This window comes from Micromonospora sp. RP3T (genome assembly GCF_003027925.1).
Classification (GTDB): domain Bacteria; phylum Actinomycetota; class Actinomycetes; order Mycobacteriales; family Micromonosporaceae; genus Micromonospora.
Genome location: NZ_PYPS01000007.1, coordinates 164,449 through 177,529 on the forward strand (window position 1 = coordinate 164,449; position 13,081 = coordinate 177,529).

At 71.1% G+C, this 13,081-nt stretch carries 13 protein-coding genes; 8 read left to right on the forward strand and 5 right to left on the reverse strand.

The window, feature by feature from the left end:
- Positions 1 to 3: 3 nt before the first annotated feature.
- Positions 4 to 2,181 (forward strand): ATP-binding domain-containing protein, encoded by a 2,178-nt coding sequence (locus C8054_RS08665; RefSeq protein WP_146179884.1) that lies wholly within the window; start codon positions 4 to 6, stop codon positions 2,179 to 2,181.
- On the opposite strand, the gene C8054_RS08670 is transcribed toward C8054_RS08665, so the two are convergent.
- Together C8054_RS08670 and C8054_RS08675 are read right to left on the reverse strand one after the other, a co-directional pair.
- Positions 2,153 to 2,560: a hypothetical protein gene (locus tag C8054_RS08670; RefSeq protein ID WP_107156226.1), complete on the reverse strand. Its 408-nt coding sequence runs from the start codon at positions 2,558 to 2,560 to the stop codon at positions 2,153 to 2,155. The genes C8054_RS08665 and C8054_RS08670 overlap by 29 nt on opposite strands.
- Before the next feature lie 14 nt (positions 2,561 to 2,574).
- Positions 2,575 to 3,477, reverse strand: a complete 903-nt coding sequence (locus C8054_RS08675) for a ParA family protein (protein WP_107156227.1) — start codon at positions 3,475 to 3,477, stop codon at positions 2,575 to 2,577.
- Positions 3,478 to 3,528: 51 nt separating this feature from the next.
- Between C8054_RS08675 and C8054_RS08680 the strand changes: the two genes are divergently transcribed.
- Positions 3,529 to 5,202, forward strand: coding sequence for a Na+/H+ antiporter (locus C8054_RS08680; RefSeq protein WP_107156228.1), 1,674 nt, complete (start codon positions 3,529 to 3,531; stop codon positions 5,200 to 5,202).
- A 28-nt stretch (positions 5,203 to 5,230) separates the two neighbouring features.
- Here the strand turns inward: C8054_RS08680 and C8054_RS08685 are convergent, their stop codons facing one another.
- Positions 5,231 to 5,950, reverse strand: coding sequence for a TetR/AcrR family transcriptional regulator (locus tag C8054_RS08685; protein ID WP_233219537.1), 720 nt, complete (start codon positions 5,948 to 5,950; stop codon positions 5,231 to 5,233).
- Between the two features lie 30 nt (positions 5,951 to 5,980).
- Here C8054_RS08685 and C8054_RS08690 point away from each other — a divergent pair, with 30 nt between their 5' ends.
- Positions 5,981 to 7,087: an NAD(P)/FAD-dependent oxidoreductase gene (locus C8054_RS08690; RefSeq protein WP_107156230.1), complete on the forward strand. Its 1,107-nt coding sequence runs from the start codon at positions 5,981 to 5,983 to the stop codon at positions 7,085 to 7,087.
- A 73-nt stretch (positions 7,088 to 7,160) separates the two neighbouring features.
- Here the strand turns inward: C8054_RS08690 and C8054_RS08695 are convergent, their stop codons facing one another.
- A complete protein-coding gene (locus C8054_RS08695) occupies positions 7,161 to 7,730 on the reverse strand; it encodes a TetR/AcrR family transcriptional regulator (RefSeq protein WP_233219538.1) in 570 nt (189 codons plus the stop codon).
- Positions 7,731 to 7,787: 57 nt separating this feature from the next.
- Between C8054_RS08695 and C8054_RS08700 the strand changes: the two genes are divergently transcribed.
- Positions 7,788 to 8,528 (forward strand): SDR family oxidoreductase, encoded by a 741-nt coding sequence (locus tag C8054_RS08700; protein WP_107156232.1) that lies wholly within the window; start codon positions 7,788 to 7,790, stop codon positions 8,526 to 8,528.
- 24 nt (positions 8,529 to 8,552) lie between these two features.
- Here C8054_RS08700 and C8054_RS08705 read toward each other — a convergent pair whose 3' ends face one another.
- Positions 8,553 to 9,050, reverse strand: coding sequence for a DinB family protein (locus tag C8054_RS08705; RefSeq protein ID WP_107156233.1), 498 nt, complete (start codon positions 9,048 to 9,050; stop codon positions 8,553 to 8,555).
- Between the two features lie 202 nt (positions 9,051 to 9,252).
- Between C8054_RS08705 and C8054_RS32250 the strand changes: the two genes are divergently transcribed.
- From C8054_RS32250 to C8054_RS31690, 4 genes are all read left to right on the forward strand, one after another.
- Positions 9,253 to 9,639 carry an NUDIX hydrolase gene (locus tag C8054_RS32250; RefSeq protein ID WP_199199613.1) on the forward strand — a complete coding sequence of 129 codons (387 nt, stop codon included), beginning with the start codon at positions 9,253 to 9,255 and terminating at the stop codon, positions 9,637 to 9,639.
- A 65-nt stretch (positions 9,640 to 9,704) separates the two neighbouring features.
- The gene (locus C8054_RS08715) at positions 9,705 to 9,959 is read left to right on the forward strand and encodes a hypothetical protein (protein WP_233219539.1); all 255 of its coding nucleotides are present in this window, start codon (positions 9,705 to 9,707) and stop codon (positions 9,957 to 9,959) included.
- Between the two features lie 172 nt (positions 9,960 to 10,131).
- Entirely contained in the window at positions 10,132 to 10,653 is a 522-nt protein-coding gene (locus C8054_RS08720) for a hypothetical protein (protein WP_146179885.1), read from the forward strand.
- Between the two features lie 87 nt (positions 10,654 to 10,740).
- Complete coding sequence (locus tag C8054_RS31690; RefSeq protein WP_146179886.1) at positions 10,741 to 13,062, forward strand: hypothetical protein; 2,322 nt, start codon at positions 10,741 to 10,743, stop codon at positions 13,060 to 13,062.
- Positions 13,063 to 13,081: the final 19 nt, after the last annotated feature.

Below are 13,081 nucleotides of genomic sequence, written 5' to 3' on the forward strand. Positions count from 1 at the left end.
TGCGTGGCGTCCAGGGAAGCCGACATCGCCGCCGAACAGAAATACTTCGACACCGCGGCCGAGCGCCGCGACCAGCGCCGCGACCACCTCGCCCGGCTGCCGTCCGCCGCCGCCCACGCCACCGCCGCGGCCCACCTGCGCCGCTACGCCGACGCCGCCGGGCAGGCGCTCGGCGCGGCCGACGAGGCGGTGGCGTTCGGCCGGATCGACGACGAGGCCGGCGGGACCCGGTACGTCGGGCGACACCTGATCCGGGACGCCGACGGCGAGGTGCTGGTGGTCAACTGGCAGGCCCCGGCCGCCGCCGGCTGGTTCGAGGCCACCCCGGAGAACCCCGCCGGGATCCGCCGCAAGCGCGCCTTCACCTGCACCGGCAACACCATCGACGACCTGACCGACACCATCCTCGCCGAGATCGCCGAGGCGGTGGACGCGCACCTGCTGGCCGAGCTGAGCCGGGGCCGCACCGGCACCATGCGGGACATCGTGGCCACCATCCAGGCCGCCCAGTTCGCGCTGATCCGCGCCCCGCGTGACCAGGTGCTGGTGATCGAGGGAGGTCCCGGCACCGGCAAGAGCGCCGTGGCGCTGCACCGGGTGTCCTGGCTGCTGTTCCAGCACCGCACCGAGTTCTCCGCCGCGGACGTGCTGGTGGTCGGGCCGCACCCCACCTTCGTGCGCTACATCGGCCAGCTCCTGCCCGCCCTCGGCGACGACGGGGTGGAGCTGCGCGACGTCGACCGGCTCGCCCCGGACGTGCCACGCGGACGGACCGAGTCCGACGCGGTCGCCCGGATCAAGGGCGAGGCCCGGATGGCCGAGCTGCTGGCCCGCGCGCTGGACGCCCGGGTCGGCGTCCCCGACCCGGCCGAGCGGCTGCTGGTCGGCGGCCGGTTCGTCACGCTGCCCGGCGCCGAGGTGGCCGAGGCGCTCACCGTGGCCCGGGCCGCCGCCCTGCCGTACGCCGGCCGGCGTCGGCTGCTCGGTGACCGGCTCGCCGCCCTGGTCGCGGCCCGCACCGGCGTCGACCCGGCCCGGTCCGACGCGGTCGGCAACCTCGTCGAGCGGCTCTGGCCACAGCAGACGCCGACCGGGCTGCTGCGCGACCTGCTCGGCTCCACCGCCCGGCTGCGGGCCGCCGCCGGGGACGCGTTCGCCCCGGCCGAGGTGGCGGCGCTGCACCGGCGCGGCGCCGACCGGCTGTCCCGGGAGACCTGGTCGGCGGCCGACCTGCCGCTGCTGGACGAGCTGGCCTTCCTCATCGACGGGCCCGGCCGACGGTACGCGCACGTGGTGGTCGACGAGGCACAGGACATGTCCCCGATGCAGTTGCGCGCGGTGGCCCGGCGCAGCGCCTCCGGGTCGCTGACGGTGGTCGGCGACCTCGCCCAGTCCACCGGCAGGTGGGCGCGCGACTCGTGGGACGAGGTGCTCGCGCACCTGCCGGCCGTGCATCCGGCCCGGATCGCCCCACTGCGGTACGGCTACCGCGTACCCCGGCAGGCGTACGCGACGGCGGCGGCGCTGCTGCCGGTGGCCGCGCCGGGCGTGCCGCCGGTGGAGGTGGTCCGGGACGGCCCGGCCGACACCGGCGTGCACCGGGTCGGCCTGACCGAGCTGGCCGCCCGCGCGGTCGCGGTGGCGCGGGAGCACGCCGAGGCCGGCCGGTTCGTCGGCATCGTCTGCCCACCCCGGCAGCGACGCCCGGTCGAGGCGGCGCTGGCGGCGAACGACATGGCCTGGAGCAGCGCCGACCGGGGCGAGCTGGGCGGCGCGGTCAACCTGGTCAGTCCGCAGGAGGCCAAGGGCCTGGAGTTCGACGCGGTGGTCGTGGTCGAGCCGGAGGAGATCGTGGCCGGCGACGAACGCGGTCACCGGCTGCTCTACGTGGCGCTGACGCGCACCACCGGGCACCTCGACATCGTCTGCACCGGCGACCCGGTGCCGTTGGACGCGCCGGCCCGCCCCCGGCAGCGGGTGGGCGGCCCGACGGACGCGCCGTTCAGCAGGCGGGAGGCGCGGCGGCTCGCCGAGCACCTGGCCGGGCAGGTGCGCAGCGCCGCCCCGGCCGCGTTCTGGGCCGAGGTGCTCGCCGAGGTGCGGACGCTGCTGCCGGAGACCGCAGGCGGCCCCGAACGGCCGGCGGGCGCGGTCAGCCCCGAGCGGCCGGCGGACGGCTGACGGCGGCCGAGTCCAGCCGTCGCCCCACCGTCCACTGCACGATGTCGTGCTCGATGTCGGCCTTCCGGGCCTTGCCGGGCACCGCGATGCCCAGCTCGCCGGCGAGCGCCCGCAGCTTCGCCACGGTGAGCTTCAGGTCGGCGAGGTAGCGGAAGCCGGCCGCGCGGTCCCCGATCGCGGCGAGGTCGGCCCGGACCCGGTCGGCGTCCACGCCCGCCGAGGCCGGGGTGGTCTTGCGGGCGACGGCCCGGGTCCGGTCGACCACGGCCAGCTTCGCGGTGCCGTCGGCCAGCGCGGTGAGCTGGTCGGCGGGGAGCGCGCGGACGAACTCCGCCACCCGCAGCAGGACGGCGTGGGCGAGGTCGGCGGGGTCGGTCACCGGGGACTCTCCTTCTACGGGCGGGTGCGGGCCAGGAACTCGCTGGCCAGCTGCTGGAGTTCGTACTGCACCTTGTCGTTGGCGTTCGGCACCAGCACGGCGGGCAGCCGCCGTTCACCGGCGGTGCCGAACAGGGTCTTGTTCTCCCGGATGGTCTGGCGGAACACCGGGATCTCCAGGCTGTCGGTGAGCCGCATGTAGTTGCGGGACGCGGTGATCGGCCCGCCCGCGGCGTACTGGATCATAGTGAACACCACGCCCAGCCACTGCGGGTCGATGGTGAGCCCGGCGGCGGCGACCCGGTTGAAGTCCCGGACCAGCTCGGAGACCTTGCGGCGCAGGTAGTCGATGCCGAGCGTGGACAGGTAGTCGGGCCGGGCCGGGGTGAGGATGTGCTCGCTGGCCACGATGCCGGTCCGGGTGACCATGGTGAAGTTCGGCGCGCAGTCGATGAGGATGTCGTCGTACCCGGCGAACTCGTCGGCGGCGAGCGCGTCCGCCAGCGCCCGGTGCAGCGGCAGGAAGTGCGGGCTGCCGTGCTGGAAGCGCGACCCGCCGAGCGCCGCGGCGAGGTCCAGGTCGACGTCGACCAGGCCCAGGTGGGAGGCGACGAGGTCGAGCCGGCCCTCGGCGGGCAGCAGCGCGTTGGCCGGTTCCGGCGTGATCACGTACGGGTGCAGCGGGCCGGTGGGCTCCTCGGCCAGCACCGAGCCGAACCACTGCAGGATCGTCTTCTCGTACGCGAGGTCCTTCTCCCACTCGTCCGCCGGATAGAACGAGAAGGTGAGGCTGGCCTGCGGGTCGAGGTCGATCAGCAGGACCCGGCGGCCACGGGCGGCCAGCTCGGCGCCGAGGTTCGCGGTGATGGTGGTCTTGCCGACCCCGCCCTTGTAGTTGATCACCGACGTGATGCTCATGCCGCTCCCCGCATCGCATGATGATCGCAGGCGTGGGTAGGGTCGGTCGAGGTGAGCATCCACTCGACGTTGTTGTTCGTGCTCGCCGCCGTCGCGGTCATCGTCGCCGTCCGGTGGGTGGCGGCCCGCACCGGTCTGCCGGCGGCGGCGCTCCTGCCGCTCATCGGCATCGCGTACGCGCTGCTCCCCGGCCCGAACATCGGCCTCGACCCGGACCTCGTCCTGATGGTCGTGCTGCCGCCGTTGCTCTACAGTGCGGCGCTGGACTCCTCCCTGCTCGACCTGCGCCGCAACCTGCGCATCGTGGTCAGCCTCTCCGTGGTGCTGGTGCTCCTCACCGGGCTGCTCGTCGGCATCGGGTTCCACCTGTTCGTCGCCGGCGCGACGCTGGCCGCCGGGATCGCGGTCGGCGCCGCCGTCGCGCCGCCCGACCCGGTGGCGGCCCTGGCGGTCGGCCGCCGGGTCAATCTGCCGCCCAAGATGGTCACGATCATCCAGGGTGAGGGGCTGCTGAACGACGCGACCGCGCTGACCATGCTCAGCGTCGCGGTGGCCGCCGCCGTCGGCGGGGAGTTCTCCTTCCCCGGCGCCGTCGCGCAGTTCGTCGTCGCGGCGGTCGGCGGCGTCGCCGTGGGCGCCGCCGTCGCCTGGGCGAAGCGGCTGGCCCGACCGCTCACCGCGGACCCGTTGCTGTCCAACGCGATCTCGCTCGCGACCCCGTTCGTCGCCTACCTGATCGGCGAGGAGCTGCACGTCTCCGGCGTGCTCGCGGTGGTGGTCGCCGGGCTGATCGTCGGCCACCAGACGCCCCAGTTCGGGTCCGGCGCGGCCCGGCTCCAGACCAACGCGGTGTGGCGGCTGGTCGACTTCCTCCTGGAGGGGTTCGTCTTCCTGCTGATCGGCCAGCAGCTCCCCGAGGTCGTCAAGAACCTGCGCCAGTACGACACCTCGACCATCGTCACCGCCGTCGCGGTGTCCGTCGGCGTGGTGTTGCTGCTGCGTCCCGCCTGGCTGGTCCTGACCCAGTCGCTCCCCCGGTCGCTGCACACCCGGCTCGGTGGCGTCGCCGAGCCGGACGCCGACGAGCCGGCGAGCGCCCGGCAGGTCGCCCGCGCCGACCGCAACGCCGACCGGCTGACCGTACGGGAGGTGGCGGCGCTGAGCTGGTCCGGCACGCGCGGCGTGATCAGCCTGGCCGCGATCTTCACGCTGCCGCTCACCACCGACGGCGGCGCTCCGTTCCCGGACCGTGACCTGCTGCTGTTCTGCACGTTCGTGGTCGTCCTGGTGACGCTGGTCGGGCAGGGCCTGACGTTCGCGCCGCTGGTGCGGCGGCTCGGCCTGCGCGCCAACGAGGCCGACCAGGCCCGGGTACGCAACGAGGCCCGCTCCGCCGCGGTGGAGGCCGCCCTGGCCCGCCTCGACGCCGTCGCCGCCGAGGAGCCGGAGAGCGGGGTGGCCGTCAACACCATCCGTGCCCAGCTGCTGACGCGCCTGACCCGCTACCGGGGCCGGCTCGACCTGATCGAGCAGAGCGGCTCGTCCGAGATGCCCACCTCACCGGCGTACGAGACCGCGCTGCGGGTCCGCCGGGCGACCATCGACGCGCAGCGCGAGGAGCTGGTCCGCTGGCGGGACTCCGGCCGGCTGCCCGACGAGGAACTCCGTGTGCTGGAGCGCGAACTCGACCACGAGGAGCTGCTGCTGCCGAAGCGGTCCACCTGACCGGTGGACGCGGACCCGACCGGGCCCGTCACGGCCGGCTGGTGATGCCGTCCAGCACGGTGACCAGGTTGTGGTGGAACGTTTCCGCGGCGTCGAGGTGGGCGCCCTCGACGACGAGCCGGGCGACTGTCGGATAACGACCGGTGTCGAGCATGCGGGTCAGGTAGGGCCCGAGGGCGGTCTGCCAGGCGGCCACGTCGGTGCCGGTCGACCGGGTGGTGCGTCGCTCGGTGATCTCCCGGCGGAGCGCCCCGGCGACGAACGCGTTGAGCGCGCCCAGCGCCCGTTGCAGTTCGTCGATCCCCCGCACGGCGGGGGCCCGGCTGAGCGCCGCCGCGGTCGCCTCGCCCACCGCGAGCGCGTGCGGGCCCAGGTGGGGACGCGCGCCGAGCAGGTCGACGAACCACTCGTGCGCGAGTGCGGCCTCCCGGGTCCGGCGCATGACGGCCAGCACGGTGTCGCGCCACCCCTCGTGCCGGTCGGCCTCGGCGATCTCGGCGTACACCGCGTCGACCATCAGGTCGAGCAGCTCGGACCGGTTGAGCACGTAGTCGTAGAGCCGCATCGGGCCGACGCCGAGCGCCTTGGCGAGCTTACGGATCGACACGCCGTCGAGGCCGTCGGCGTCGGCGAGTCGGATCGCGACGGCGGCGATCTTCGCCCGGCTCAACGGCACGGGCGCCGCCCGCGGCTGCGGCTCGGGGCGTTCCCAGACCGGCAACGGTACGCTACCGTACGGTGTATCCATAGAATACATCGTACGTTAAAGGAGGTGGCGATGCGAATCGCGATCGCCGGCGGCGGTCTGGGTGGCCTCACGCTGGCCCGGATCCTGCACCGGCACGGCATCGACGCGGTGGTCCACGAGCGCGAGGCCGACCGCACGACGCGCTCCCCGGGCGGGATGCTGGACCTGCACCCCGAGTCCGGCCAGCGGGCCCTGGACGAGGCGGGCCTCACCGGCCGGTTCCGGTCCGAGGCGCGGCCGGAGGGCGAGGAACACCGCATCCTCGACCCGGCCGGCCGGACCCTCCTGCACCACGTGCCGCCGCCCGGCTCGTTCGACGGCCGCCCCGAGATCGACCGCGCCGCACTGCGTGATCTGCTGCTCGACTCGCTGCCGGCCGACACGGTCAGGTGGCGCCACCGGCTCGTCGCGGCGGAGCCACGGCCCGGCGGCGGCTTCCGGCTGACGTTCGACGGCGGCCACCGCGACGACTGCGACCTCCTCGTCGGCGCGGACGGCGCCCGCTCGGTCGCCCGGTCGCTGCTCACCGATGCTCCCCTCGCCACCGTGTCCACGGCGGTGGAGCTCCGCATCGACGACGCGGACCGGCGCCACCCGGAGATCGCCGAGCTGGTCGGCCCCGGCAACCTCTGGGGCGTCGGGGTGCGCCAGATCCTGTCCGCGCAACGCCTCGGCGACGGCAGCATCCGGGTCGGGATCTCCCTGCCCGCTGACGACCGGCACCCGGACACCTGCCGCACCAAGCGCGACCTGCTGGCCCTCTTCGACGGCTGGAGCCCTCGCCTGACCGCACTCGTCGAAGCCGGCGACGGGCCGCCGATCCTCCGCCGGATCCAGGCCATGCCCGCCGGCACCCGCTGGACGCACCGGCCCGGCGTCACCCTCATCGGCGACGCCGCCCACCTCATGCCGCCGGTCGGCGAGGGCGCCAACCAGGCCATGCTCGACGCGGCGGAACTCGCCACCGCGCTCGTCGACGCCCCCGCCGACCCGGACGCGGCGATCCGGGCCTACGAGGAGGCGATGTTCCGCAGGATCCAGCCGATCGCCGAGATGTCCGCCCGGGTGCACGCGATGATGCTGTCGCCCACCGCAGCCGACGACCTCGTCCGCTTCTTCACGCCGCAGCCGGCCTGACGCGCCGACGCGTCCGGTCCCGGCCGGCCCGCACCCCGCGGTCGCCGGGCGGACACCCCGGCGGGGCATCGGCTCAGGCGGGGCCCACCCGGAGCCCGTCAACCAGGATGGCGAGCAACCGGGACCCGCGGGCGTCGAGTTCGGCGTCGTCCAGGCGCGACAGCCAGCTGATGAGCACGATGACGTCGCGGGCGTCCGCGTCGGGACGGATGGTGCCCGCCGCGCGGCCGGCGGCGAGCAGCAGCTCGACCGCCTCGCCGATCGGGCCCAGACTGTGCGCGGCCAGGCCGCGCCAGGTGGCCGCCTCCACGGCGGCGAACACGTCGCGCTTGATCCGGGCGTACGCGGCCACCCGGTCGAACCAGGCCGCGAGCGCGTCCACCGGCTGGTGTCGGGCCAGCAGTCGCGGGGCGGCAGCGACCAGCTCGTCGACCTCCTGGCGGTAGACCTCGGCCAACAGGTCCTCCCGGGTCGGGAAGTGCCGGTACAACGTCCCCTGCCCGATGCCGCACGCCTTGGCGACCGCGTTGAGCTTCAGCTCGCCCGGTCGGCGCACCAGGTCGCGGGCCGCCGCGAGGATCCGTTCGCGGTTGAGCTGCGCGTCGGCCCGCCGCGACGGGTGGCCGGTGGCGAAAGCGGACACGTGTCCGCTAGGCTGGTCGGAGTAACCGGACATGTGTCCAGTCTAGGGGGAGGCATCATGGCCATCCAGGGCAAGGTCGTCGCCGTCACCGGCGCCAGCAGCGGTATCGGGGCGGCGACGGCTCGCCACCTCGCGTCGCTCGGCGCGACCGTCGTGCTGGGCGCCCGCCGTACCGACCGACTGGACCAGCTCGTCGACGAGATCACCGACGCCGGTGGGACCGCGACCGCCGTACGCGTCGACGTCACCGACGCCGACGACGTCACGTCGCTCGTCGACACCGCCGTGCGGCGGTACGGGCGGCTGGACGTCCTGGTCGGCAACGCCGGGATGACCCGGATCGGCCCACTGGCCGACCTCGACGTGGCCGGCTGGTCGGCCATGATCGAGGTGAACGTCAAGGGCATCCTGCACGGGATCGCCGCTGCCCTGCCGACGTTCCGCCGCCAGGGCAGCGGGCACCTGGTCACCGTCGTGTCGACCTCGGGGCTCAAGATCGTCCCCACCCAGGCGGTCTACGCCGGCACGAAGAACGCGGTCCGCACCATCCTGGAAGCGCTGCGCCAGGAGAGCACCGACGGCACGCTGCGCACCACGTCGATCTCCCCCGGTTACGTGCGTACCGAACTGGTCGACAACGCGGTGGACGACCCGGCCGCGCGCGAGCAGGCCCGGCAGCACATGGCCGACCTCGGAATCGACCCGGCGGCGGTGGCCCGGGCGATCGCCTTCGCCATCGACCAGCCCGACGACGTCGAGATCGGCGACCTGACCATCCGGCCCACCCGTCAGGGCTGAGCCGCGACCGGGCCCGCGCGGCGGTCAGCCGTCGAGGAGCTGCTCACGGAGGATGTCCGCGTGCCCGCAGTGCTGGGCGAGTTCGCGCAGCACGTGCAGGTACACCCAGCGCAGCGGCAGCGGGCCCCGGCGATGTCCACGCAGGACGTCGTCCAGGCCGAGGGACGACGTGGCACGGCGGGACGCCGCACAGGCGTCGCGGTGCGCCTTCCGCACCGTCGCGATCGTGTCCCCGTCGTCGAGGACGAACGACTCCTCCGACCGCTCCGGGATGCCGATCTCGGGGCGCGAGCGGCCGGTGACGGCCTCGTCGAACCAGACCTTCTCCACGAAGGTCGCGTGCTTCACCAGACCCAGCAACGTGGTCCGGGACGCCACGAGCGACCGACGGGCCTGCTCCTCGGTCAGCCCGTCCAGGCAGCCGTTGAGCGCGTCGCGGTGCTCGTCGAGGAACGCCTCGAACTGGGCGCCGGCCGGCAACGCGACGACCCGGTCGGCGAAGGTGGGTGGAAAGGAAGGCATGGCCGAAGCATTCCAGGCCGTCGCCCGAGCCGGTGGTGTCGACGGGCTCCCAGTCCGACAAGCTGCCGCGAGAAGCTTCGACGAGCTAGAGGGCGTTGCCGCGTCTTCATTCAGGAACGGGCTATGCGCCGAGGGCGAGCCCGTAGGGTCGGTCGCGTGGCCGAGACACAGCCCGAACCGGACCTCTCCTACATCGCCCATCGTGACGCGGGTCCGCGCGGCGGCCGGTGTGCTCCTCCGCGACCAGACCGGTCGGGTGCTGCTGGTGCATCCGGTCTACAAGGACGTGTGGGAGGTTCCCGGCGCAACCGTCGAGCCGGACGAGTCCCCGGCGGACGCCTGCACGCGCGAGATCCGGGAGGAGCTGGGCCTGTCGATACCCGCAGGGGCACTGCTGTGCGTCGACTGGGTGCCGGCGAGCCCGCCGTGGGACGGCGGGCTCATGTTCGTGTTCGACGGCGGGGTCCTGACAGCGGACCAGATTGCGGCGATGCGGCTGTGCCCCGACGAGCTCGACGGCTTCCAGTTCGTCGAGCCGGGACGCCTGGACGAGGTATTGATCCCCGACTGGCTCGGCGGGTCACCGTAGCGATCGCCGCGATCGAGCGTGGTGGTGTCTACCTTGAAGATGGGGTCGCGATCTCGACCAGTTAGGTGGACCGGGCTGAGCCAGGGCCGGCTGGGTCTGCGGCTACTGGGCCATCGAAACAAATCCACTGGGTTCGCGACGTTACCTACGACGAAGGTCGCAGCCAGATCCGCACCGGCACCGGCCCCGAAGTCATGGCCGCATTGCGCAACGCCGCAATCGGTGCCCTGCACCTGAAGGGGGTCACCAACATCGTCGCCGCCAACCGACATCCCGCCCGCGACAGCACCCGCCCGCTGGCACTACTCGGCATCACGTGACGACTTTGCCGGAGCCCTACCCGGCCACCCGACAACCACAGGGCTTCTGTCTTATATAGGACAAAAATCTACGGCGGTGAGGTAACGCTCCTTACCGTGTAGTGCCATCTATCAGACGTCGAGACGCTGACCCCCGTTCACTCCTTCCCGCGCACTGGAGCGAATCATCAACATGGATCCCTGGAGCATTTCCTCCATCACTGCCGCTGCTATGCCACAGGCGTTCTCCTTCTTGTTCGACCGGCTTTCGCATCTACTCGATCATTGGCACGACAAAAAGAATCAGAGCGAGACGCCCGAGGCTCCGGCTGCGCTCCAGGGTGAGTTGGGCACGCTGGTTGTGAACGAGCCCATTTTCCTCCGGCACCAAGCTGAACTGCAGAACTTGGCGGGCGCCTTGGGTAGTTACGTTCGGAACCCTGAGCGACTCAGCACGGAGGACGAGGCTCTGGTGATCCAGCTCGGGCGGCTTCGTGGCCTATTGGAGGAGGTGTACGGGCGAGCACTCAGCTTCGATGGCGAGACAGACCGTCCAGAGACTGGTACCCGAGTCGAGCAACGGGTCGACTCCGTTACGGGAACAGTCCTGGGGGTGGATGGCGTCCAGGACGGCCCGACTCACGTGGTGCAGCAGGCGAAGAGCGTCGAAGCGGGCGGGTGGTTGATCGGGGTGCGCAGCGACAAGCGCCAGTAGCGAGCAGCCGGACACCCGTAGGTCGACAATCAGGCGACGACAGGATGCCGTCGCGCCTTCGCTTGCTCCGACGCGAGAGGATTCGACATGAGCGAAAGCCATCTGCCGACAGACTTGCCCCGGCAGTTTCCTCCTGCCGCCCCCTTCAGCAGCCCGCCGATCGACGGAGTGGGCTTGGCAGTCAATCCGTTCCTGCGGGAACCGCAGGAAGAAGGGATGGAGCCGGGCGGGGCTCGTTCCATAGCGGCTGTTGAAACGCAGAGCCCGAACCCGGAAACTGCGCCTGTTCCGGCATCAGCCGGGGAGGTTGTGCCGGCAGTGACGCCGGATCCTCTGCCGCCGGCGGCACAGCAGAATGTTGAAGTCAATCACGGTGTGGTGGCCGCCAGTCTGACTGTGGTGGTCGCAGAGCTTCTGGCCCATCACGAGTTGTCCGACGCCTACGTCAAGCGGTGTGTCGCCACCTACGCCCCGGGTCCACTTTTCGACGATGCACTCGGTTACTTGAGGATTCGCAAGATTGTCGTACTCGTCGCCGAGGCGGATACAGGTCGACACGAGGCAGCGGTCAACCTGCTACATCGCACGGGCGTGCAGGGGCTGCGGGAGCTGCGACATCGAGCTGGCGCAACAATCGATCTCGCTGTATTAGGCACTAGGCAGAACACCGGCTGGCTGCTGGACCTACGCGATGGCCGCAGTCTTGCGTCTACCTTCGCCCGTGAGCTCGCCGGCCATGACGTCCGGACCCGACTGGTCGATACAAACTCGTCCATTTGCCTGATCGTCCCTCCGACCGTATGGGCACAAGCCGGTACCGGCGCCGGTGACTTCACGCTTGCTTGGCAGCGGACCGACGCAGGGACGATCGTACGCAAGCGGCTTGAGGTTGCCGGCGTAGCGAACCCCGATCAGTGGGTCGAGCACGACCGGATTAATGCACACCTCCGCGCTGCGGAGCCTGCAGAAGCGGTCCAATGGGCAGACAAGATCAAGTCTGTGGCAGCCTTACCTACCGAGCGACTGGACTTTGGGCTGCTGCCCGAGGCAGATCGCAACGACATCATGACGTGTCGTAAGGGGGATCATGACCTCCGGGCGCAGATGGTTGTAGCCGCGTTCTCTGACTGGCGCGACCACCTGCTGACCTGGCACAAGCAAACCCACGACGCGCGGTTGCTCTGCTTCTTGGTTGCGTCGGCCGTGCTTGAGGGACGGTCGGTGCTTGAGATCCACGACCAGATCGAGTCACTGCACCGGGCACTGGCTGGACGCAAGGCCCAGTTCAAGAACATCGGCCTCAATGGTCCCGGGATCATCGAGCTCGTCGACATCATCGGTGCCCGAACGACCAACGATCTCCGAGTGGAGTTTACCCGACCTGGGTACGGCGACGCGGTTTTGGACTACTTCTGGGTCGACCGGCAGCCAATGCAACAGGCCTTCCTGCACTGGATGTGTGCGCTGCCGGAGACTCTCGACGAAGACGAGACGGCCGCCCGCGCCACTCAGCGGATCGGAGTGTACGCGCTACGCTGGACATTGCGGAACGGCAAGTTCACCTTCCTTCAAAAGATCGCCGAGAGTTGGGGTACGGATCAGCGGTACCGCGCCACCGCCATCGAGCTGATCACCGCGGCCGCCCTGAATCCTGCGTTCGGCAGGGCGGTCCGCGACAAGCTCTTGGAGTGGTCGAAGGCAGAAGGGGAACAGAGCATCGCACTCCGCGCGGTGGTCGCCGAGGTCTGTGCCGGCCCGCTCTCTCGGGTGTACCTGACTCCAGCTCTGACCAGACTCGGGCACCTTTCGAAGAGTCATGACCCAACGGTGGTAGAAGCTGTTGGTAACGCGATGCGGACGCTCTGGGCAGATGAGACAGCCCGTGCGGAGGTGCAAAAGACGCTCGAGAGGTGGCTGAGGTCGACCAGTTCCCCCCGTCAAAGCACCGTTCGGCACACCTTCCTGGTGTTGGCGGGACTGATCAATGACAAGTTGAGTCGCCCCGTCCTCATGGATCTTCTCGCAACCGCAGACGGCACTGGTCTACTCGTAGCTGGCTGGCGGGTCGTACTAGAGGACCCTACACAGCGTGACCGCGCACGTGATGTCCTTTCTCTCTGGCTCGACGCGATGTTCCGCGACAACACCCTCGCTAGCTCTATCGCTGCAATGCTGGTGGATGCCGCCACCCGGCACGATGACGGTTTCTACAACGCCCAGCCCAGCCTGACTGCTATATATGCGGTCAACCGATGGCAGGATCAGTCGTCCGTCGGCGACAGTGAGACACGCCGACGCGTGGGTGATGAACTGGCTGCCCTGATCCACAGCCGCGATCCGATCGGAAACCGGTCCTCGGCCATACAGGTCAACGCGGCGAGGAGGGTGGATGCGCCTGCCCTGGCGTAGACGAGTTCCGGATCCTCCT